The 19,960-nt window shown below is 69.5% G+C and carries 19 protein-coding genes; 12 read left to right on the forward strand and 7 right to left on the reverse strand.

Annotated elements, in window-relative coordinates:
• Nucleotides 1-44: 44 nt before the first annotated feature.
• From OO67_RS30100 to OO67_RS30125, 6 genes are read left to right on the forward strand one after another with little or no spacing between them, the layout of a single operon-like run.
• Nucleotides 45-488: a cupin domain-containing protein gene (locus OO67_RS30100; RefSeq protein WP_033304908.1), complete on the forward strand. Its 444-nt coding sequence runs from the start codon at nucleotides 45-47 to the stop codon at nucleotides 486-488.
• Nucleotides 485-1,756 carry a beta-ketoacyl-[acyl-carrier-protein] synthase family protein gene (locus tag OO67_RS30105; protein ID WP_033304909.1) on the forward strand — a complete coding sequence of 424 codons (1,272 nt, stop codon included), beginning with the start codon at nucleotides 485-487 and terminating at the stop codon, nucleotides 1,754-1,756. The genes OO67_RS30100 and OO67_RS30105 overlap by 4 nt, the downstream gene beginning before the upstream one ends.
• Entirely contained in the window at nucleotides 1,753-3,003 is a 1,251-nt protein-coding gene (locus OO67_RS30110; protein ID WP_033304910.1) for a ketosynthase chain-length factor, read from the forward strand. The genes OO67_RS30105 and OO67_RS30110 overlap by 4 nt, the downstream gene beginning before the upstream one ends.
• A gap of 14 nt (nucleotides 3,004-3,017) precedes the next feature.
• Complete coding sequence (locus OO67_RS30115) at nucleotides 3,018-3,275, forward strand: acyl carrier protein (protein ID WP_033304911.1); 258 nt, start codon at nucleotides 3,018-3,020, stop codon at nucleotides 3,273-3,275.
• A 1-nt stretch (nucleotide 3,276) separates the two neighbouring features.
• The gene (locus OO67_RS30120) at nucleotides 3,277-3,756 is read left to right on the forward strand and encodes an SRPBCC family protein (RefSeq protein WP_033304912.1); all 480 of its coding nucleotides are present in this window, start codon (nucleotides 3,277-3,279) and stop codon (nucleotides 3,754-3,756) included.
• A 19-nt stretch (nucleotides 3,757-3,775) separates the two neighbouring features.
• Nucleotides 3,776-4,108 carry a TcmI family type II polyketide cyclase gene (locus OO67_RS30125; protein WP_033304913.1) on the forward strand — a complete coding sequence of 111 codons (333 nt, stop codon included), beginning with the start codon at nucleotides 3,776-3,778 and terminating at the stop codon, nucleotides 4,106-4,108.
• Nucleotides 4,109-4,180: 72 nt separating this feature from the next.
• Here OO67_RS30125 and OO67_RS30130 read toward each other — a convergent pair whose 3' ends face one another.
• Together OO67_RS30130 and OO67_RS30135 are read right to left on the reverse strand one after the other, a co-directional pair.
• Nucleotides 4,181-5,269 (reverse strand): methyltransferase, encoded by a 1,089-nt coding sequence (locus tag OO67_RS30130; protein ID WP_033304914.1) that lies wholly within the window; start codon nucleotides 5,267-5,269, stop codon nucleotides 4,181-4,183.
• Between the two features lie 34 nt (nucleotides 5,270-5,303).
• Nucleotides 5,304-6,389 (reverse strand): right-handed parallel beta-helix repeat-containing protein, encoded by a 1,086-nt coding sequence (locus tag OO67_RS30135; protein WP_167748684.1) that lies wholly within the window; start codon nucleotides 6,387-6,389, stop codon nucleotides 5,304-5,306.
• 201 nt (nucleotides 6,390-6,590) lie between these two features.
• Between OO67_RS30135 and OO67_RS30140 the strand changes: the two genes are divergently transcribed.
• The gene (locus OO67_RS30140) at nucleotides 6,591-6,992 is read left to right on the forward strand and encodes an ACT domain-containing protein (RefSeq protein WP_033304916.1); all 402 of its coding nucleotides are present in this window, start codon (nucleotides 6,591-6,593) and stop codon (nucleotides 6,990-6,992) included.
• A gap of 46 nt (nucleotides 6,993-7,038) precedes the next feature.
• The gene (locus OO67_RS30145; protein ID WP_031095964.1) at nucleotides 7,039-7,539 is read left to right on the forward strand and encodes a hypothetical protein; all 501 of its coding nucleotides are present in this window, start codon (nucleotides 7,039-7,041) and stop codon (nucleotides 7,537-7,539) included.
• Here OO67_RS30145 and OO67_RS30150 read toward each other — a convergent pair.
• Complete coding sequence (locus tag OO67_RS30150; RefSeq protein ID WP_051710002.1) at nucleotides 7,478-9,742, reverse strand: family 2 encapsulin nanocompartment cargo protein terpene cyclase; 2,265 nt, start codon at nucleotides 9,740-9,742, stop codon at nucleotides 7,478-7,480. The genes OO67_RS30145 and OO67_RS30150 overlap by 62 nt on opposite strands.
• Before the next feature lie 236 nt (nucleotides 9,743-9,978).
• Between OO67_RS30150 and OO67_RS30155 the strand changes: the two genes are divergently transcribed.
• On the forward strand, nucleotides 9,979-11,310 hold the full coding sequence (locus tag OO67_RS30155; RefSeq protein ID WP_033304917.1) for an N-acetylmuramoyl-L-alanine amidase: 1,332 nt from the start codon (nucleotides 9,979-9,981) through the stop codon (nucleotides 11,308-11,310).
• Between the two features lie 103 nt (nucleotides 11,311-11,413).
• On the opposite strand, the gene OO67_RS30160 is transcribed toward OO67_RS30155, so the two are convergent.
• The gene (locus tag OO67_RS30160; RefSeq protein WP_033304918.1) at nucleotides 11,414-12,550 is read right to left on the reverse strand and encodes an aminoglycoside phosphotransferase family protein; all 1,137 of its coding nucleotides are present in this window, start codon (nucleotides 12,548-12,550) and stop codon (nucleotides 11,414-11,416) included.
• A 231-nt stretch (nucleotides 12,551-12,781) separates the two neighbouring features.
• Between OO67_RS30160 and OO67_RS30165 the strand changes: the two genes are divergently transcribed.
• Complete coding sequence (locus OO67_RS30165) at nucleotides 12,782-14,278, forward strand: DNA-binding protein NsdB (RefSeq protein WP_033304919.1); 1,497 nt, start codon at nucleotides 12,782-12,784, stop codon at nucleotides 14,276-14,278.
• A gap of 152 nt (nucleotides 14,279-14,430) precedes the next feature.
• Here the strand turns inward: OO67_RS30165 and OO67_RS30170 are convergent, their stop codons facing one another.
• Entirely contained in the window at nucleotides 14,431-15,864 is a 1,434-nt protein-coding gene (locus tag OO67_RS30170; RefSeq protein ID WP_033304920.1) for a PP2C family protein-serine/threonine phosphatase, read from the reverse strand.
• 521 nt (nucleotides 15,865-16,385) lie between these two features.
• On the opposite strand from OO67_RS30170, the gene rpmG reads away from it, so the two are divergent.
• On the forward strand, nucleotides 16,386-16,550 hold the full coding sequence (rpmG, locus tag OO67_RS30175; protein ID WP_033304921.1) for a 50S ribosomal protein L33: 165 nt from the start codon (nucleotides 16,386-16,388) through the stop codon (nucleotides 16,548-16,550).
• A gap of 320 nt (nucleotides 16,551-16,870) precedes the next feature.
• Here the strand turns inward: rpmG and OO67_RS30180 are convergent, their stop codons facing one another.
• The gene (locus OO67_RS30180) at nucleotides 16,871-17,371 is read right to left on the reverse strand and encodes a tetratricopeptide repeat protein (RefSeq protein WP_033304922.1); all 501 of its coding nucleotides are present in this window, start codon (nucleotides 17,369-17,371) and stop codon (nucleotides 16,871-16,873) included.
• 61 nt (nucleotides 17,372-17,432) lie between these two features.
• Between OO67_RS30180 and OO67_RS30185 the strand changes: the two genes are divergently transcribed.
• Entirely contained in the window at nucleotides 17,433-18,218 is a 786-nt protein-coding gene (locus OO67_RS30185) for a VanZ family protein (RefSeq protein WP_033304923.1), read from the forward strand.
• Here the strand turns inward: OO67_RS30185 and OO67_RS30190 are convergent.
• On the reverse strand, nucleotides 18,215-19,957 hold the full coding sequence (locus OO67_RS30190; protein WP_078598356.1) for a glycoside hydrolase family 6 protein: 1,743 nt from the start codon (nucleotides 19,955-19,957) through the stop codon (nucleotides 18,215-18,217). The genes OO67_RS30185 and OO67_RS30190 overlap by 4 nt on opposite strands.
• Between the last annotated feature and the right edge of the window lie 3 nt (nucleotides 19,958-19,960).

Genomic DNA, 19,960 nt, shown 5'->3' on the forward strand with positions numbered 1-19,960 from the left:
CCCGCTGCCGTCACACCGCACAACGTGCCTGGAGGAGAACAGCCATGACCACCCACCGGCCTCGCATCGTGGACCTCAGCGAGACTCAGCCCAACCGCAGGCGCGGCGGCGACCTGCGCGCCCTGCTCACCCCCACGGCGGTGGGTGCCACCAGCGGCTTCATGGGGCTGGCCATCGTCGCCCCCGGTGACCGCATCGGTGAGCACTACCACCCGTACTCCGAGGAATTCGTGTACGTCGTGGACGGACTCCTCGAAGTGGACCTGGACGGCGAATCACACCCGATGCGGCCCGACCAGGGCCTGCTGATCCCGCCGCACGTCCGACACCGCTTCCGCAACGTGGGTGACGTGGAAGCCCGCATGGTCTTCCACCTCGGCCCGCTCGCCCCGCGTCCCGAGCTCGGACACGTGGACACCGAGGTCACCGAGGCCGCGGACCCCAGTGACGGCTACGCGCCGCCAGAACGAACGGGGGCGGCCTCATGACCCGGCGGCGCGTGGCCGTCACCGGGGTAGGCGTCGTCGCACCCGGTGGCATCGGAGCCCCGGCGTTCTGGGATCTGCTCGCCAACGGCCGCACCGCGACGCGCGGCATCACGCTGTTCGACCCGGCGGAGTTCCGTTCGCGCATAGCCGCCGAGTGCGACTTCGACCCCGTCGCCCACGGCCTGGACGCGGACCTGATAGCCCGCTCCGACCGTTACATCCAGTTCGCCCTGGTGGCCGCCAGGGAGGCACTGGGCGATGCCGGTCTCGACCTCGAGAGGGAGGACCCCTGGCGCATCGGCGTGTCCCTCGGAACCGCGGTCGGCGGCACCACCCGACTGGAGCACGACTACGTCGCAGTCAGCGGCAGCGGCGCGCGCTGGGACGTCGACCCCCGTCCCGCGGGCGCGCACCTCGAACGCGCGTTCGCGCCCAGTACGCTCGCCTCCGCGGTCGCGGAGGAAGTCGGTGCGCACGGGCCCGTACAGACGGTCTCGACCGGCTGCACCTCCGGCCTCGACGCGATCGGGTACGCCTTCCACTCCGTGGAGGAGGGACGGGTCGACATCTGTGTCGCCGGAGCGTCCGACACGCCGATCACCCCCATCACGGTGGCCTGCTTCGACGCGATCAAGGCGACCTCGGCGAACAACGACGACCCGGAGCACGCCTCCAGACCGTTCGACGCACGCAGGGACGGGTTCGTGATGGGCGAGGGCGGCGCCGTCCTCATCCTCGAGGAACTGGAACACGCCCGCGCCCGCGGCGCGACCGTCTACTGCGAGATATCGGGCTACGCCACGTTCGGCAACGCCTACCACATGACCGGGCTGACCACCGAGGGACTGGAGATGGCCGAGGCCATCAACACCGCCCTCGCGCACGCCCGGCTCGACGGATCGCAGGTCGACTACGTCAACGCGCACGGATCGGGCACCAAGCAGAACGACCGGCACGAGACGGCAGCGGTCAAACGCGCCCTGGGCGCGCACGCGTACAAGGTGCCGATGAGCTCGATCAAGTCGATGGTCGGCCACTCACTCGGCGCCATCGGAGCCATCGAGATCGCCGCCTGCGTCCTGGCCATCAAGCACCAGACGGTGCCGCCGACGGCCAACTACGAGACCGCCGACCCCGAATGCGATCTCGACTACGTACCCCGCACCGCGCGGCCCCTCAAGCTGCGCAGCGTGCTCTCGGTCGGCAGCGGCTTCGGCGGATTCCAGTCCGCCGTCGCCATGACCCGATCAGGCGGGAGGACCCCATGAACACCCCGGCACACCGCCGCTCCGTCATTACGGGGATCGGTGTCGTCGCCCCCAACGGGACCGGCGCCGGTGCTTTCTGGAAACAGACCCAGGAAGGTGTCAGCGTCCTCGACCGGGTGTCCCGTGAGGGCTGCGAGAACCTCCCGCTGCGCGTCGCGGGCGAGGTCAGGGACTTTGACCCGGTCACCTTCATCGAGGAGCGCTTCCTCGTCCAGACGGACCGCTTCACGCACTACGCGATGGCCGCCGCCGATCTCGCCCTGGACGACGCACGGCTCGGACGCGCGGACTACGAGGGTGCGCCGTTCAAGGTGGGTGTGGTCACCGCTGCCGGATCCGGTGGCGGTGAGTTCGGCCAGCGTGAACTCCAACGGCTGTGGGGTGAGGGCTCCCGCTTCGTGGGCCCCTACCAGTCCATCGCCTGGTTCTACGCGGCCAGCACCGGCCAGATCTCCATCCGGGGCGGTTTCAAGGGGCCGTGCGCCGTCGTGGCCAGTGACGAGGCCGGCGGCCTGGACGCGCTCATGCACGCCGCACGTTCCATCCGGCGAGGCACGGACGCGGTGGTCGTCGGCGCGGCCGAGGCACCGCTCGCGCCGTACTCGGTCGTCTGCCAGCTCGGCTACGAGGATCTCAGCCTCTGCGACGAACCCACGCGCGCCTACCGGCCGTTCACCGCCGACGCCTGCGGATTCGTGCCGGCCGAGGGCGGCGCGATGCTGGTCGTCGAGGAGGAGACAACGGCCCGCGACCGGGGGGCGAGGGTACGGGCCGAACTGGCCGGCCACGCCGCGACCTTCACCGGCGCGGCCCGGTGGGAGGAGTCCCGCGCGGGACTGGCCCGGGCGATCGAAGGAGCGCTCCGAGAAGCGGACTGCGCGCCGGAGGAGATCGACGTCGTCTTCGCCGACGCGATGGGTGTGCCCTCGGCGGACCGGGCCGAAGCCCTGGCGATCGCAGATGCCCTGGGCCCGCACGGACGGCGCGTCCCCGTGACCGCGCCCAAGACCGGCACCGGCCGCGCCTACTGCGGCGCGCCCGTGCTCGACACCGCCGCCGCCGTGCTCGCGATGGAACACGGCCTGATCCCGCCGACGCCCAACGTCTTCGAGGTGTGCCACGACCTGGACGTGGTCACCGGGCGCGCGCGTCCCGCGGAACTGCGGACGGCACTCGTCCTGAGCCGAGGACTCATGGGTTCCAACGCGGCCCTGGTGCTACGGCGTCCCACCGACCCCCCTGTGTGAGAAGGAGCAGCCTCATGAACGCTCAACTGACGTACGAAGAACTCGCCGCGCTCATGAAGAACGGCGCCGGCCTCACGGTCGACCCGACGGAGATGGCCAGCCGCCCCGGCTCGGCCTTCGACGAGTACGGCCTGGACTCGCTCGGACTGCTCGGCATCGTGGCCGCGCTCGAGAACCGGTACGGCCGTCCGCTGCCGGTCGACGCCGACCGGTGCAAGACGCCCGGCGAGTTCCTCGAACTCGTGAACAACACCCCTGTGACAGGAGTCTGACGTGTCCGGACACACCGAGAACGAGATCACCATCGCCGCCCCACTGGACCTCGTCTGGGACATGACGAACGATCTCGAGAACTGGCCGCAGCTGTTCAGCGAGTACGCGGCCGTCGAGGTCATCAAGCGTGAGGGGCAGAAGACGACCTTCCGTCTCACCATGCACCCAGACGACAACGGCAAGGTCTGGAGCTGGGTCTCCGAGCGCACCACGGACCGTCGGGGACGCAACGTACGCGCGCGGCGTGTCGAGCCCGGACCGTTCCAGCACATGGACATCCGGTGGGAGTACTCGGAGGTCCCGGGCGGCACGCGCATGCACTGGCGCCAGGACTTCGCGATGCGCCCCGACGCACCGGTCGACGACGCGTGGATGACCGACAACATCAACCGCAACTCGCGGGTCCAGCTGGAGCTCATCCGCGACAAGATCGAACAGCGCGACCGGGAACGCCGCTCCGCCTCGGTCCCCGCCAACTGATGCCCCGAAAGGCAGCCAGATGCACCACGCACTGATCGTCGCCCGGATGGCGCCCGAATCCGCGCCGGACATCGCCAAGTTGTTCGCGGCCTCCGACAACACCGACCTGCCCCACCTCGTCGGCGTCAACCGGCGCACCCTGTTCCAGTTCGGCGACGTCTATCTCCACCTGATCGAATCCGACCGGCCTCCGGGCCCGGAGATCGCCAAGGTGACGGAGCACCCGGAGTTCAAGGCCATCAGCGACCAGCTGACCGCCTACGTGAGCCCTTACGACCCGCAGACCTGGCGCGGCCCGAAGGACGCCATGGCGCAGCAGTTCTACCGGTGGGAGCGCGACGGCTCCGTCTGACACACGGACGACCGCCCCGGGTCCGGCACCTGAGTGCCGGACTCGGGGCGGTCTCCGTCGCCGGGGTACGCGTTACGGCACGACGCACTCGAACGCGTGCAGGTACGCGTTGACGGGGTGGATCTCACCGACCCGCAGGCCCGCGTCGGACATCCGCCCGACGAGGCTCTCCCGGGTGTGCTTGGCACCCCCGACGTTGAGCAGGAGCAGCAGGTCCATGGCGGTGGTGAACCTCATAGACGGGGTGTCGTCGACCAGGTTCTCGATGATCACCACGCGGGCACCGGGCCTGGCCGCGGCGACCACGTTGCGCAGGGTCCTGCGGGTGCTCTCGTCGTCCCACTCCAGGATGTTCTTGATGATGTACAGATCCACCTGGAACGGGATGTCCTCACGGCAGTCCCCGGGCACGATCCGCACGCGGTCGGCGAGCCGTCCGCCGTCCCGCAGCCGCGCGTCCGCGCGTGCCACGACACCCGGCAGGTCCAGGAGGGTTCCGTGGACCGAGGGGTGCTTCTCCAGCAGGCTCGCGAGGACGTGCCCCTGGCCCCCGCCGATATCGGCGACCGACGACACTCCGGTGAGGTCCAGGAGGTCGGCGACATCCTGCGCGGACTGCACGCTCGACGTGGTCATCGCCCGGTTGAACACCTGGGCGGACTCGCCTGCGTCCTGGTGGAGGTATTCGAAGAAACCCTTGCCGAACGTCTCCGGGAAGACGCTCGTGCCGGAGCGCACCGCATCGTCGAGACGCGGCCAGACCTCCCAGGTCCAGGGTTCCGTGCACCAGAGGGAGATGTACTTCAGGCTGTTCGGGTCGTCCTCACGCAGCAGCCGCGACATCTCCGTGTGTACGAACTTCCCGTCCGCCGTCTCGCTGAAGATCCCGTAGCAGCACAGCGCGCGCAGCAGCCGGCGGAGTGGTGCGGGCTCGGCGTCCACGACCAGGGCGAGCTCCGCGGCCGATGCCGGCGTCTCGTCCAGCGCGTCGGCGACGCCCAGCCTGGCCGCCGCGCGTACGGCCGCGGCGCAGGCCGCTCCGAACGCGAGCTCCCGGAGCCGCATGGACGCGGGTGGGGTGGTCTGCGCGGTGACGATGTGGGGCGCCGTGGGAGGAGGTGCCACGGGGGTGGTGTCGGGGGTGGGGCTCACGGTGGTCATACCGTCTCGTTTCTCCTTGTGCGGCGGTGCGCCGTCATCCGGCACACATCCCGGCCGGGACGGACGTCCCGCACGTGTTGCTGACGAAGGTGTTGCCGGTGCCCGAGGTGTCGCGGTTGGCGAGGTCGGCCGGCTTGTTGCCCTGTACGAGGTTGCGGCTGACGGTGTTGTCGGTGTTGAGCGCGCCCACGAAGCTCTTGAACAGCAGGATGCCGCCGGAGAGCGGGGTCGACCCGACGTTGTCCCGGATGACGTTGGACCGGACGATCGTGGCCTCGCTGCCGGTGAGGACGATGCCGGAGCCCTGGATGGCGGAGAGGCGCGGGGTCGCCGGACAGAACTTGTTGTTCTCGAGGATCCGGTTGCCGCTGATCGTCATCGCTCCGGCCGCGGGCTTGGACTCGTCACCCACGACGAAGACCCCGCTGCAGTTACCGGTCAGGGTGTTGCCGTCGATCACCATGTTCCTGACCCGGCGGGCGGTGACACCGATTCGGTTCCCGCTCACGGAGTTGTCCACGACCAGGGTCCCGCCGGTGTCGGTCGCCCCGCCCTCCTCGCTGACGGAGTTGGCGACGAAGATGCCGGCGTCACCGTTGCCGGTGGCGGTGTTGTGCCGGAAATCACCGCGGGTGGAGCGCTCCTGGGCGATGCCCCAGGTGCCGTTCCTGCTGGCGGCCACCCGGCGTACGGAGAGTCCGTCGGTCCAGGACGCCCAGATGCCGCTCTTGTCGAAACCGGAGACGGTCAGCGCACGGATGCGGACGTCGTCGACCGTGTGTCCCTTCGTCCCGATGACGCAGAGACCGTTCCCGCCGGTGGCGCACGCGTTCGCAGCCTTGGCTCCGCTCGCGGCCGGCGGCGCGATCACCGTCCGCCCACCGGTCCCACGCAGAGTCAGACCGGGCGTGGTGATCAGCACGCTCTCGCGATAGGTGCCGGCCAGGACGACGACGGTGTCGCCGGGCTCCGCGGCGTCCACCGCGCTCTGGATCGATTCGCCGGGACGCACCACAAGATCACGATTGCCGGACGCGACGGAGGGAACGGCCGCGAGGCCCAGAGCCGTGGCCGTGGCGACGGTGACGCTCGCCAGGCATTTCATGTGTCTTTTGCTCATGAGCCGAAGCTATGGGCGATCAACGGCCCGTGCCACGCAAGGTGAGCGTACGGATACATGGCGTGCCTGAATGGCTTACTCCCGCGATGCCGCTGCCACCGCCCGGATCACCGCAGACGGCCGCGACCGCCGCCGACCGTGGCCACGCCTCACCGGTCGGCCCGGGCGCGGGTGGGTCCGCGCGGCCGGTAGCGTGGCCCCATGAGGGGCGAGCGAGATCTTCGAACACTGCTGCACGGCCTGCGGCCGGAGCTCCGGCCCGGCCGCTACGTCTATGTGACGCTGCCCGGCGGTGACGTCCCCAGGAGCGTCACCCCGGTGGTGACCGTGTCCGAGCAGGAAGGGCTGACGCTCGTCGTCCAGGAGGCGCAGGCTGTGGCAGCAGGCCTCGACCACCACTTCGTAGCCGGATGGATCACGCTCCGTGTCCATTCCGCGCTGGAAGCCGTCGGGCTCACCGCAGCGGTCTCCCTGGCCCTCACCGACGCCGGAATCAGCTGCAACGTGGTCGCGGGATTCCACCACGACCACCTGTTCGTGCCGTATGCCCGTGCTGCCGAGGCGGTCCAGGTGCTCGAAGCGCTGGCCGCGGAGTCCGGGTAGCGGTGCCCGGCTCCGCAACGTGAGCCGGGACACGTAACATGGCCGCATGTCCTTCCTCCGCCGCCGTAGCGCCGCCACACCCGCGGGCCCGGACTTCGATGTCCTGGCCATGGACCCGGGGGACTGGCCCGGCAACCTCGGCGCCGGTCTGCTTCCCGCTCCCGACGGGAGCTGTCAGGGCGTTTTCCTGCGTTACGACCTGTTCGGCGGACGCGGCCCCGCGATGATCATCGGGAATCTGCCGGAGGGCTCACCGGCCCGCGAGACCGAGGAGGGCCAGGTTCCCTTCGAGGTCGCCCAGCTGCTCCTCGCCCTCGAGAACGACGAGCCGGTCGAAGTGACCGGCACCGAGGACGTGCCCGTCATGCAGGGCGACAGCCTGCTGATCGTGCGGCGGATCAAGCTCTCGGAGAGCCGGATCTCGTGCGTCCAGTTCGACCGGAGCGACGGCGTGCTCGTCACCATCGCGAGCTGGGACCGGCCGATCACCGACGATCTGTACGCCCTGCTGAAGCCACTTCCCGCGGAGCTGTTCCAGCAGGGATGAGTCGTCCCGGCGCCGTCAGCAGCTGTGTCACCCGCGCCGCCGACGTCCCGAACCCCGTCGGCCCGCTGATGTGCCACGGGGTTCCGGTGCCCCGGCGCAGATCCTCCTCACGGTAGCGCCGGCAGTCCCGGTGCCAGATCAGGATGCCCGCCAGCCAGTGCTGGAGCTCCACCACATAGCCGGCCAGGACCTCCCTCGCCTCCGCGTCCAGATCGAAGTCGTCGTACAGAACCGGCAGTTCCTGCTCGGCGACATGCTGGAACTGGCGCATCCGTGAATTCATCAGGTCGTGCACGATCGAGACACCCGTCGGATAGTCCACCCCGAAGAAGTTCTGCACGACCAGGACACCGTTGTGCACCTCACCCTCGTACTCGATCTCCTTCTGGTACGAGAACAGGTCGTTGAGCAGGCACGCGTAATCCGATGCCGCGTTCTCCAGGGACCGCATCGGGCCGCTGCGGTAGACGGCGTCCGGCACCTTCCTGCCGTGGCCCAGCCGGCACAGGCTCATCGTCAGGTCCGAACCGAACGTCGCCCGGCGCATCTCCATGTAGTCCACCGGATCGGGGATCCTGTTCTGCGCCTGATTGGCCAGCTCCCACAGCCAGCTCGCCGTCATGGACTCCACCGCCTCCCGGAAGGTTCGGCGGGCGCTCTCGTCCATCGGCCCGGCCGTCCGCCGCCAGAGGTCGGCGAGCCCCCGCTCCAGCGCGTTGACCGGTTCGGGGGCCGACGACCCGTCCAGTGGCATGAACAGAGAAAGCCGCTCGTTGGCCAGCCGCGCCCCCGCCAGATCACGACTCCGGCCGTGCACCACCGGGAACCAGTCGTCGCCGTACGTCCCCCAGGTCAGCCATCCCGAGGAGAGGTCGAGCTCGTCCGGGGTGGCGTCCGGGTGCAACCCCGCGGCGCAGAGCGGCAGATCGGTCGCGATGAGCCGCTCCTCATCCCAGATGTGCGAACCCGGCACACCCGGCTGCGCATCCAGCAGCCCCATGCGGCGCGACCAGTCCACGATCCGTACCCGCGCTCCGTCCAGATGCGGGCTCAGCGTCGTGCTGAACGGCATGTCGAATGCGGGCAGCAGGGACGGGCCGACGTGCTGGTACGGCACATGGGTGTGGCTGCGCAGACGAAGCGATTCGGACCGCGGTGTGAAGCGGAGTGACGCGGCGGACATGCCGAAGCCGGGCACACTCTCCGCCGCGCCTCCGCCGTTCATGTAGCGGCTGGAGCGCATGTGCCACTCATGGCCGCCGGACTGCCAGTCCTGGAGCCCCTTCACGTATGCCAGGACAGCAACCGTCTCGTCGGCGGTCAGCCCCTTCTCCGCACACAACGGGCCGAGTTCGGTCAGGGCGGTGTTCTCGAACTGCTGCAGGCGCGACGTCAGCAGATCATTGACCGATTCGGCCGCCTCCTGTGTCGAGCAGCCCAGGAACCTCTCCAGGACCAGGACACCGTTGCTGTTCTCGCCCTCGTCCTCGACCTCGCGCTGGTAGGAGAACAGATCGTTGCGCAGATGCACGCCGTCGGAGAAGGCGTCCCTCAGCACCCGCAACGGGCGCGAAGCGGCCACCGCGGCGGGGACCTCCGCGTGCGACGCGTACTCCACCAGCCCTGCGGACCACGGTGCTCCGCCCACCTTGCGGCGCATCTCGATGTACTCGACGGGGTTGGCGATGCGTCCCTCGTTGATGTTCGCGAGCTCCCACAGGGATTCGTTGAGCAGATTCTCCGTCGCCTCGGCGAACCGGGCCCGCCAGGCATCGGACATGGCCGGTACGGTCCTGGTCCAGAGGTCGGCCAGCCCGGCTTCCACCGGATTCGTCGGTTCCGGCGTCGGCGCGCCCCGTTCCATGGGCATGAAGGCGGGCAGCCGGTCCAGATAACGCTTCCCTCCCTCGCGGTCCGGAGTCCGCTTGAACAGCTCCAGGAAATGGTCGTCGAAGAAGAAGACCCACACATACCAGTCGGTGACCAGGGACAAGGCCTCGGCCGAGCAGTCGGGGTGGGTGTACGCGCAGAGCAGCGCGTAGTCGTGGGACTCGAGGTCCTTCTCCTCCCAGATTCCGGAGCCCTCCAGCATCCCCATGCCGCGCGCCCATTCCCGGGTGTGGCTCCTGGCCGCCTCCAGATGGGGGTTGAGGCGCGCCGGATACGGCACGTAGAAGTCCGGCAGTGAGAAGGGCTGTGCCATGTGCGTCCGGCCTTTCCGAGAACTCCGGGCGGTCCACGCGGACCTGTCCTGTCGGCGCCAGCCCTACCCTTCGGCCATCCGGGGCACGCACGGCGCGGAATAGTCACACAAGTTCAGGTCCGACTGCAGACTGCACTCTTGACTCACCAACACCTCCCGCCACAGAGTGTGCGCCGACCGACGAACACGGGGTCTCCCCGGGTACCGCTCTGCCACCCCGGCCCAGAAGGGTTGTCATGACGTCGAAGCAGAGGATCAGACTCGCGCTCGCGCTTACCACGGCGGGGGCGCTGAGCCTGGCGCTCCTCTCCCCGGCAGCGGCCGGCGCGGACACCGTACGACCGGAATGCCCGCGAGGCCTGGCGTGCGACTGGGTCCCCGCCGCCTACCAGCAGACCGGCGACCCGGCGGACAAGGACACGTACGGCAACTACGACACGGCGGACCGGCCTGACAGCAACGCCATCAAATTTATCGTCCTGCACGACACCGAGGTCGACTACGAAACCACCCTGAAGATCTTCCAGAACCCCGCCAACCAGAGTTCCGCCCACTACGTGGTGCGCTCGGCCGACGGTCATGTCACCCAGATGGTGAAGAACAAGGACGTCGCCTGGCAGGCGGGCAACTGGTACGTCAACACCCACTCCATCGGCATCGAGCAGGAGGGCGTCGCAGCCGAGGGTGCCAAGTGGTACACCCCCGAGATGTACCGCTCGACCGCTCGCCTGGTGCGTCACCTGGCGGCGAAGTACGACATCCCGCTCGACCGGCAGCACATCCTCGGCCACGACGGTGTTCCGCCCACCAGCGCGGCCGGCACACAGAACATGCACTGGGATCCGGGTCCGTACTGGGACTGGAACCGTTTCATGGCCCTGCTGGGCAAGCCCACCGTGCCGAGTGCCCCCCGAAGCAGCGAACTGGTCACCGTCAGCGCGGACTTCTCCAAGAACCAGCAGGAGTTCCGTGACTGCGAGAAGGGCGTGGACCTGCCCCGGCAGGGCAGCAGCGCGGTACCCCTGCGCACCGGGCCGTCCGCCGACTCGCCGCTCTTCTCCGACCCGGGGCTGCACCCGGACGGGTCGCCGGGGACGAACTGCGCCGCGGACTGGGGCAGCAAGATCAGCGCCACACAGCAGGCCGTCGTCGCCGACCGGGCACCCGGCTGGACGGCGATCTGGTGGTACGGGGAGAAGGCGTGGTTCCCCACTCCCTCAGGCTCCCGGATCCTCAGCCCCACATCCGGCCTTGTCGTGCGGCCCAAGGCGGGAAGGCCCGAAGTGCCGGTGTACGGCGTTGCCTACCCGGAGAAGGCCGAGTACCCCACGGACTTCGTCAAGCCCACCGTGGGCAGCCCGCTCGTGTACACCATCAAGGAGGGGCAGGCCTTCCCCGGCGGGGGAGAAGCGCCCACCGGCTACTACTACGCACCGACGATCGACGCGTCGAAGCCGTACGACCACACGTACTTCTCCGGAGCCCAGAAGTACGTGACGGTCCAGATCGGCCACCGGGTCGGCTTGGTGAGGGCGGCCGACGTCGACGTGGTGCGAGCCGGCTCATGAGCCGCGGCTGAGAGACTGCGGCCGGCGCGCTGCGGGACCCATGTGTCGGCACCGGTCCCGCAGCGCGCTTCCCTTGTCCGTCGGGCCGGTCGACCCGGCGTGGTCAGCGTGTGCCCACTGCGGCGCGCACGGCCCGTCGGGCCATCGCGCAGTCGTCGTGCAACCTGCGCAGCAGCAGCCGCTGCTCCTCGCTGGAGGTCAGGACCCCCTGCCGCGCCTGGCCACCACCGGCGGGCGCGCCCTCGCGCATGGCCCGTTGGACAGCCGTCTCGTACGTACGGATCTCCCTGGTCAGCACGATCATGAGGTTGACCAGGAAGGCGTCACGAGCCGCGGCGCCCGCCGCCTGCGCCAGCTGGCTGATCTGTCGCCGCGACGCCGGCGCGTCACCGAGCACGGTCCAGAGCGTTGCCAGGTCGTACCCCGGCAGATACCAGCCGGCGTGCTCCCAGTCGACCAGCACGGGCCCGGTGGGCGGCAGCAGGATGTTCGAGAGCAGCGCGTCACCGTGGCAGAACTGTCCCATGCCCTGCCGGCCGCCTGCGTGGGCCAAACCGTGCAGCAGCTTCTGCAGGTCACCGAGATCTCGATCGGTGAAGAGACCCAACTCGTGATAGCGCGCGATGCGTGAGGCGTAGTCCAGCGGCGCGTCGAACAGGCCGGCCGGCGGCCGCCAGGCGTTGACCCGGCTGACCGCTCCGAGCACGGCCCGCAGGTCGGCACGGGGTGGGGCCTCCGCCGGGTGCCTCGTCAACGCCGCTACGCGGCCGGGCATCCGCTCGATCACCAGGGTGCAGTTCTCCGGGTCGGCGGCGATGAGCCGCGGGACCCGGACTGGCGGGCGGTGCCTGACGAAGGCCCGGTATGCAGCTATTTCGTGCCTGAACCGCTCCGTCCACGCGGGGGAGTGATCGAGTAAACACTTGGCCACGGCCGTCGTGCGTCCCGTGGTGCCCACGATCAGCACCGAGCGCCCGCTACGGCGGAGTACCTGCACCGGATTGAACTCGGGGCAGATGCGGTGCACCGAGGCGATGGCCATCCTCAGCTGGGCGCCCTGGGCGCCGGACAGATCCAGTCTTCCGCTGAGCGGTTGGGAGCCCGGCCCCGCTGCCCGCCGGGTCCGACCCGTGCTGGACGCCGGTGCCGCGGCGCGGGGGTCGAGATACGGCCCGCCGCCCGCCCCGAAGGGACGAAGCGGCCGGGGCGGGGCGGACACGGAGGACGATGCTGTGTACATGGGCGAAACAGATCCCTTCGTGCGCCGACAAGTTGCGTGCGCCGCCCCGGCCGACGGCCGTCCGGCACCCTGGGGAGTACCTAGGGCTGCCGGGCGGGGTGGCGCTTTCCTACCTGACACCGGCGCACGGGTGGCACAACATCTAGCGACCCCTGGCGAACCCTGGCGAATATTCACCCGGCATCCGCTGGAGGGCTAGGGTCAAGTCAGCCGAGAACCTGGGGGCTTGACGTGACCGGAGAACCCAACACCCGCCTGTCTGACCTTTTCGGCCTGGCCGGATGGTCGAAAGGCGAACTCGCGAGAATGGTGAACAGGCAGGCGGCGGCCATGGGCCACCTCCAACTGGCCACCGACACCTCGCGGGTCCGGCGCTGGATCGACATGGGGGAGTCCCCTCGCGATCCGGTGCCCGAGGTGCTGGCAGCTCTGTTCACCGAGCGGCTCGGCCGTGTCGTGACCATCGAGGACCTCGGGTTCGGCCGGCGCGGGCGTGTGGGGAAGCGGCGAAAAGCCGGGACGGAAGACAATCCCGACGGTCTGCCGTGGGCGCCCGAACGGACGGCAGCGGTCCTCACCGAATTCACGGGAATGGACCTCATGCTCAACCGACGCGGCTTGGTGGGCGCGGGCGCCGCGCTCGCCGCTGGCTCAGCACTCACCGGCGCCATGCACGACTGGCTGCACTCCGAGCCCGCTCCGGCGGCCCGGGCCTCCCGCCTCAACGACCCCCTGTACGCCGACAACGCCGGCTTCGACCTGTACGAGGCGGCCCCCATCGGTTCCGAGGAGATCGAGGCGCTCGAGCGCTCGGTCGAGGTGTTCCGGGCCTGGGACGCCTCGAGAGGCGGCGGGCTCCAGCGCAAAGCGGTCGTGGGCCAGCTCAACGAGGTGGGCGGCATGCTCGCCTACCATCACCCCGAGCATCTGCAGCGGCGCCTCTGGGGCGTCGCCGCCAACCTCGCCGTTCTCGCCGGCTGGATGTCCCACGACGTCGGCCTCGAGCCCACGGCCCAGAAGTACTTCGTGATCGCCGCCCACGCGGCGCGTGAGGGGGGTGACCGTCCCCGCGCGGGGGAAGCACTGTCCCGAGCGGCCCGGCAGATGGTCCACCTGGGCCGGCCGGACGACGCCCTCGACCTGATGAAGCTCGCCAAGTCCGGTTCCGGGGAAGAGAATCTGCCGCGTACCCGGGCGATGCTGCACACCATCGAGGCATGGGCGCAGGCAGCGATGGGGCGGGGGCAGGCGATGCGGCGCACACTCGGCGAGGCCGAGGAGCTGTTCGTCTCGGACAAGGGTGATGTACCGCCGCCGAGCTGGATGCAGATGTTCGACGAGGCGGACATGCACGGGATGCAGGCCCTGGCCTTCCGTACGCTGGCCGAGCACGACCCGGGCGTGGCCTCCACCGCTCAGCGGCACGCCAAGCAGGCCCTCGATCTGCGGATAAACGGCCGCCAACGGTCCAAGATCTTCGACTACATCTCGCTCGCGTCGGCGTGCTTCATCGCCGACGACCCCGAGCAGGCCGACCGCTACGCACGACTCGCTCTCGTCTCCATGGGGGAGACGTCCTCGCACAGGACCTGGGACCGGCTCCGTGAGATGTACCGGCTCACCGGTCAGTTCGCGGGTTACGCCAAGATCGAGGACCTGCGTGAGGAGATCGAACTCGCCCTGCCCTCGGGTGCGCTCGACAAGAAGACCAGGCGCTCCGAGGTCTGACCTCGCACCTCGATCAGTTCACGACGACAGAGGGTTGCGGGCCGGTCGGGCCTGTCGCGTCCAGAGATCCGTCGCGAGCACGGGAGCAGCACGGAAGATCCCAAGGGGTGGCACGGAAGCTCCGTAACCCCCTGGAATGGTCCGGAAGGCCCTCATGCCTCGACGCGGGCGACCAACACGCAGGCGTCGTCGAACCGTTCGGACGATCCGAGCTCCTCGACCACGGTCCGTACGCAGTCCTGCGCCGAGCGGGCCTGCGCGAACCGAGGCGCCAGCCCCAGAAGCACGTCCGGGCCGGCGTGCCGGTCGATCTGCCGTGTCAGTCCGTCGGTGTGCAGCACGAGCACGTCGCCCGGCAGCAGGTCCACCTGGTCCTGCTCGTAGGTGACTCCGGAAGCCGCCCCCAGCAGCACGCCGTCCGGCAGGGGCAGAGGGTGCCCCTCTCCGTTGCGGAACAGCAGCGGCGCGGGGTGCCCTGCCTGTGCCCAGGTGAGCCTGCCGGTCGTCTGGTCGAAGGTGCAGCACACGGCGCTTCCCAGGGCCGGCTGTGCCGAGCATTCGATCAGCTGGTTCAGATGACCCATGACCGCCCCCGGGCCGATCCCGGCCACGGCCATGCCGCGCAGTGCGCCGAGCAGCATCGCCATGGCCGAGGTGGCCGGGATCCCGTGGCCGGTGAGGTCACCGACGGTGAGCAGGGTTCTTCCGTCAGGAAGCGGCAGCGCGTCGTACCAGTCGCCGCCGATGAGATCGCTCGACCCCGAGGGCAGGTAGTGGGCGGCGATGTCCAGCCCGCCCGCGCCCTGGCCGGGTATCGGCAGCGAGCCGCGCCACGGCGGGAGAACAGCCTCCTGGAGCTGTACCGCCATCCGGTGTTCGGCGCTGGCCATCTGTTCGCGGCGGCGCAGCGTGTCCCGTGTCCTGCCCACGATGCGCTGGCTGCGCCTCAGACTGCTGACATCACGCAGGACCGCCCACATGGAAGCGGTGCAGCCGTCCGTGTCGAGGACGGGCTCTCCCATCATGTGCAGCGTCCGCATACCGCCGTCGGACAAAAGGATCCTGAACTCGCCGTCTATCGGCCTGCCGTCCACCAGGCAGTCGGTCACCATGGATGTGAGCAGAGGCTGGTCCTCCGCGAGGACGACGGACGGCAGTTCGTCGAGGGACAGCCCTCCTGTCCCCGGCGCCCTCCCGAAGATCTGATGGAGCTCGTCGGACCAGCTGACCTCATCGGTGAGCAGATTCCACTCGGCGCTGCCCACCCTGCTGAGGAGCGAGCCCGTGGGAGCCCCGGCCGAAGTCTCCGGGCCGGTGTCTCCCGGGGCGCCGGCGGCCGACGCGTGGGGGATGCCGTCCCGCAGCTGCCCCAGATGCTCGCCGAGGTCGTCGAGCTGGTGGACCGCGAGCTCGCAGAGCGCCCGCTGCCAGCGCAGCTGGGGATCGTCGTCCTCGATCACTGAGGCGTCGCGCCGCACGGCGTCCACGTCGCCGCGCAACAGCCGGGTCCGGTTGATCAGGGCGTCCACGGCATCGCGTTCGGGTGGCTGTGGGGCGGGGCGGTCCGCAAACAGATGGGACGGCATCTGGTACTCCGATACAGGCGGTGCGGCCGGTTCGTGGGGGTGGACCGAACACGACTGTTGCACAGGCCGGGGAGCCCCGTAAGGGCTTTGGCAACACTCGACACGTTCTTGCTTCCGGCATATGCCGTCGGCCGGGTGGGGCCGTGGTCCGCCGAACACCCTTGCGCTTCCTGGTGAGTTGACGCAAGTCGACCGGCGTGAGCAGCTCGATGTGCGCCCGCGCGCGCGGCCCTGCGCGGCTCGCACCGGCTTGGATCAGGGCATATGCGGGGGTGGTGCGGCGCCGGGATCAAGGGCCGGCGCCGTGAGCGGGGTGCGGTCGGCGGCATGTGCGGTGCGACGGGCGGGCCGCCATGTCGTCCGCCTGTTCGGGACTCGGTCGTGGAGGGCGTGCGGCGCATGGTGCCGCGGGTTCCGGTGGCGGGAATGGTGATGCGTCCGCGTGTGTTGAGGCGGTCAGAAACGAAAACGACACCCATTGCCATCCTGGGAGTGGGGTCGGGATCCCCTCTGGAGGCCTCATGGCACGCAGTGAGACCAGGCCCGTCGTCCTGCTCCGGTCCACGGCCGGAACCGGCCACACCTACGTGACGCGGAAGAACCGGCGCAACGATCCGGACCGCCTCGAACTGCGGAAGTTCGATCCGGCCGCAGGGCGTCACGTCGTGTTCCGCGAGGCGCGCTGACGATCGGCGGTATCGCCCTCCCGTCGCCTGCGGAACCGCCCCGGCCTGCGGGGTCGTGGTGTGGATCACATGGCAGGGGGTGGAGGTGCGGGAACGATGGATGGTGGTTTATCGTTCATCTACGCGTGGGGGTGAGTGGCCGGATCCTGTCGAGCAGTGATTCCGTCTTCGCCTTCGCACACGAGCCGCCCCGGCTGGATTCCCCCGATCCGGCCGGGGCTTCCCCTTTTCCGGCCGGATGACGCGCCTCAGGTCTCGGACCGGCTGTGCTCACCCTGCGCCCGGGGCGGGACTGGGCAGCGCTCACAGGAGGGCCGCGCTCACATGGTCTGCGTGAGATCCCTCGCGTAGTGCTCGATAGCGGGCCGATACCGCTGTACGGGCGGACTGTCGCTCGTCGTCGCCACCAGTCGCAGCAGCAGCTGCATGGCCTCGTGATGCTCGCCGGTGTTGAACAGGGCCATGGACAGGAAGGTCCGCATCGCCCCGTTCTCCGGAAATTCGGACACGCCGCGCCGAAGCGTCTCGACGGCCTGCCCGAATCTGCCCAGGACGCGATAGGTGCTGCCCAGCCCGAGCAGTGCGCCCTGGCGGTCCTCCTCCGTGAGGCCGTCGCCCTGCAGGCTCCGCTCGTAGTACGGCACGGCCTCGGCCTCCAGGCCGAGCACATCGTGGACCCACGCGGTCTGGTAGGCGACGTCAGCTGCGTCGGGGAACGCGGCGGTGAGGGAGAGGAGGCGCTCCCGGGCCTGTTCGGGATGACCCTGTTCGCGCAGCCGCACGGCTTCGGCCAGCAGTTCGTCCTTCTTCTGTGCGCTCATGCGCTCATGGTCGCACCCGGTCCGGGGTGTGGGCGCCAGGGTTGGGGGCATCCGTTCCGCCATGACAGCAGAGGCGGATAGTAGTGCACGACGCAGGAGTGTGGGACGTCTGTTGCTGCGCGCGGCAGCGCTGGCCGCGGCGTTCCTGGCGCTCGTCGCGTTCTCCGTGGTCCTGGCGAAGGTGACGCTCACGCCGTCACCGGCGTCGGAGGACATCGTGACGTCCAATCTGAAGCCGGGGCGGTCCCTGCGACAGTACGCGGAGGATTACACCTTCCTCGCGGCGTGCAAACAGGCAGGCGGCAATCTGCTGCTCGGCGCACCGTTCGGGGTGCTGCTGCCGATCCTGGTTCCGCGCCGGCTCCGGATGATCCGGATGACCGTGCTGACCGTGCTCGTCATAGCGGTCGTGGAACTCGCGCAGGGCGCTCTCGTGGCGGGGCGGGCCTTCGACATCGACGACGTGATCCTCAATACGGCCGGTGCGCTGCTTGGCTACGCCCTGATCGGACGTCGCCTCAGTCACCGCTATCACGTGCTTTCGGACGAACCGGTCGCAGCGGACACGGAGAAGCCCGCACGACGGGCCCCGGCCAGGACCGGGCCGGCCCTCGGCAGCCGGGCGAAGCCGGGCACGGAGGCGAAGACCGGCACGAAGGCGAAGCGGGCTGCCAGGCCGACGGCGTGGATCAAGGCGAAGCGCGGCGGCCGGCCCCGGACGGAGCCCACCGCACGCCGGAGCGCGTCCGCGCCGGTGGCTCGCGGACGCGCTCTGCTCGACAGGTGGCGCAGTCGTCGGGAGGGCCCGGGCGGGGGAGCGCCCGGAGCCCGCCGACGCGGAGCCTAGAGCGCCGGGTAGGCGTTCTTCATGAGCTCCTGGAACTGGGCGGAGAACCACTTGCCCGAGACGGGGGCATCGCCCAGGGCTCCGGACATGTTGTTGTTGTTGCGGGCGTTACCGGTGTACGTCGGGTCGCACATCCGGTCGAATCCCTTGCCCTCGTCGTTCGGGATCGCCTTGCTGGAGCCGTCCGACTCCCCCGGGGGCTTCATCCAGACGTACGCGTCGATGCCGGCTTCCGGCGCTGCCTGCGGCCGCTCGCCGAGGCCTGCTCCGGACTGGTTGCACCAGTTGCCCAGGTGGATGCGCCGGTCGTAGCGCCCGCCGTTCACATAGGTGTCGACATTGGTGGAGGCGCCCGGACCGCTCGGCCGGTTCGCGCCGCCCCAGCCGTTGCGCGAGGTGTCGATGAGCATGCCGATGTCGGAGTTGAAGCCGACCGAGACCAGCTCGTTGCGGAACGCCTGGGCGAAGGAGAGCTCGTCCGTGTAACGGTTCCAGTCGACCCACTTGGACTGCCTGACAGACGTTCCGTTCACGGCGTCGTCGATGGAGAAGTTCTCCTCCTTCAAGGCGCTGTAGTTGGCCGTGTTGGTGATGAAGCCGTGGACGTCGTTGACGGTCGCGCCCTCGGCGGTCGCGGCCTCGTGGAAGATGTCGGCGGAGGCGCCGAAGTTGTCGTCCCAGCCGATCCAGCCGTGGTGTCCCGCGTCGATGTAGTTGTAGACGTTCGGCGCGTCGCCGAGCTTGTTGAGCGCGTAGCCGACGCCCTTGACGTAGTTCCCGTTGGCCTTCATGACGTCACAGGCCGGCGTGGCGGTGGGCCGGCCGCCCGCGTTGGTCACGAGGTTCGGCAGGGAGTCGATCTCGACGGTGGTGACGATGCGCAGACCCGCGTACTTCGCGTCGGCGAGGATGGCCGCGATCGGGTCGATGTACTCGGACTTGTAGCGACCGATCTCGGTCGGGCCGAGCTCACCGTTGGAGGCGAGTGCCGCACAGTCGCGCCCGGGCAGGTTGTAGATGACGAGCTGGACGACGAGTTCGCCGGAACCCTTCTGGGTCAGGGCCTCGTCCAGGTGGTCACGCAGACCCATTCCGCCGTTGGCACCCTCGATGGCGGCGATACGGTCGAGCCACACACCCGTCGGCTGGTTCGAGATCCGGCTGCCGCCCGGTTCGGCGGCGGCGTTGGCCGACCACTCGGGATTCACGTAGACCTTGGCGCCCTGGTAAGGGTTGTCCGCCTGCTCACCCGCGGGCGGGTCGGTGGGGTCCGGGGGATCGGTCGGACCAGTGGTGCCTCCGTCACAGGTGACGCCGTTCAGCTTGAACGTCGCGGGCACGGTGCTGTTGCCGTTCCCGGTCGCGTTGAAGCCGAAGGTGGCGGAGGATCCGGTGGCCAGGGTGGCGTTGTAGCCGGCGTCCTTCGCGGTGACGGCGGCGCCGCTCTGCGAGACGGTGGCGTTCCAGCCCTGGCTGACCTTCTCGCCGCCCGCGAACGACCACTGCAGCTGCCAGCCGGAGATGGCGTCGCCCAGGTTCTTGACGCTCACCGAGGCCGTGAGCCCTCCGTTCCACTGGTTCTGGATCTTGTAGTCGACGGTGCATCCAGCAGCCGCTGCTGCGGAGGCCCCGAAGGGCGCGACCGCGGCGGCGGAGCCTGCGGCAGCGGCGACGAGTGCTCCTGCGGCTATGAGCGCCGTTCGGGATCGGCGCAGGGTGGTGCGGCTCGTGCGGCTCATGCG

Source organism: Streptomyces atroolivaceus (assembly GCF_000717025.1).
Taxonomy (GTDB): domain Bacteria; phylum Actinomycetota; class Actinomycetes; order Streptomycetales; family Streptomycetaceae; genus Streptomyces; species Streptomyces atroolivaceus.

Excerpts from the sequence above, each read along its gene's own strand:
- OO67_RS30100 (WP_033304908.1), top strand. The coding sequence starts at position 45 with ATGACCACCCACCGGCCTCGCATCGTGGACCTCAGCGAGACTCAGCCC.
- OO67_RS30105 (WP_033304909.1), top strand. The coding sequence starts at position 485 with ATGACCCGGCGGCGCGTGGCCGTCACCGGGGTAGGCGTCGTCGCACCC.
- OO67_RS30110 (WP_033304910.1), top strand. The coding sequence starts at position 1,753 with ATGAACACCCCGGCACACCGCCGCTCCGTCATTACGGGGATCGGTGTC.
- OO67_RS30115 (WP_033304911.1), top strand. The coding sequence starts at position 3,018 with ATGAACGCTCAACTGACGTACGAAGAACTCGCCGCGCTCATGAAGAAC.
- OO67_RS30125 (WP_033304913.1), top strand. The coding sequence starts at position 3,776 with ATGCACCACGCACTGATCGTCGCCCGGATGGCGCCCGAATCCGCGCCG.
- OO67_RS30130 (WP_033304914.1), bottom strand. The coding sequence starts at position 5,269 with ATGACCACCGTGAGCCCCACCCCCGACACCACCCCCGTGGCACCTCCT.
- OO67_RS30135 (WP_167748684.1), bottom strand. The coding sequence starts at position 6,389 with ATGAGCAAAAGACACATGAAATGCCTGGCGAGCGTCACCGTCGCCACG.
- OO67_RS30140 (WP_033304916.1), top strand. The coding sequence starts at position 6,591 with ATGAGGGGCGAGCGAGATCTTCGAACACTGCTGCACGGCCTGCGGCCG.
- OO67_RS30145 (WP_031095964.1), top strand. The coding sequence starts at position 7,039 with ATGTCCTTCCTCCGCCGCCGTAGCGCCGCCACACCCGCGGGCCCGGAC.
- OO67_RS30150 (WP_051710002.1), bottom strand. The coding sequence starts at position 9,742 with ATGGCACAGCCCTTCTCACTGCCGGACTTCTACGTGCCGTATCCGGCG.
- OO67_RS30155 (WP_033304917.1), top strand. The coding sequence starts at position 9,979 with ATGACGTCGAAGCAGAGGATCAGACTCGCGCTCGCGCTTACCACGGCG.
- OO67_RS30160 (WP_033304918.1), bottom strand. The coding sequence starts at position 12,550 with ATGTACACAGCATCGTCCTCCGTGTCCGCCCCGCCCCGGCCGCTTCGT.
- OO67_RS30170 (WP_033304920.1), bottom strand. The coding sequence starts at position 15,864 with ATGCCGTCCCATCTGTTTGCGGACCGCCCCGCCCCACAGCCACCCGAA.
- rpmG (WP_033304921.1), top strand. The coding sequence starts at position 16,386 with ATGGCACGCAGTGAGACCAGGCCCGTCGTCCTGCTCCGGTCCACGGCC.
- OO67_RS30180 (WP_033304922.1), bottom strand. The coding sequence starts at position 17,371 with ATGAGCGCACAGAAGAAGGACGAACTGCTGGCCGAAGCCGTGCGGCTG.
- OO67_RS30185 (WP_033304923.1), top strand. The coding sequence starts at position 17,433 with ATGACAGCAGAGGCGGATAGTAGTGCACGACGCAGGAGTGTGGGACGT.
- OO67_RS30190 (WP_078598356.1), bottom strand. The coding sequence starts at position 19,957 with ATGAGCCGCACGAGCCGCACCACCCTGCGCCGATCCCGAACGGCGCTC.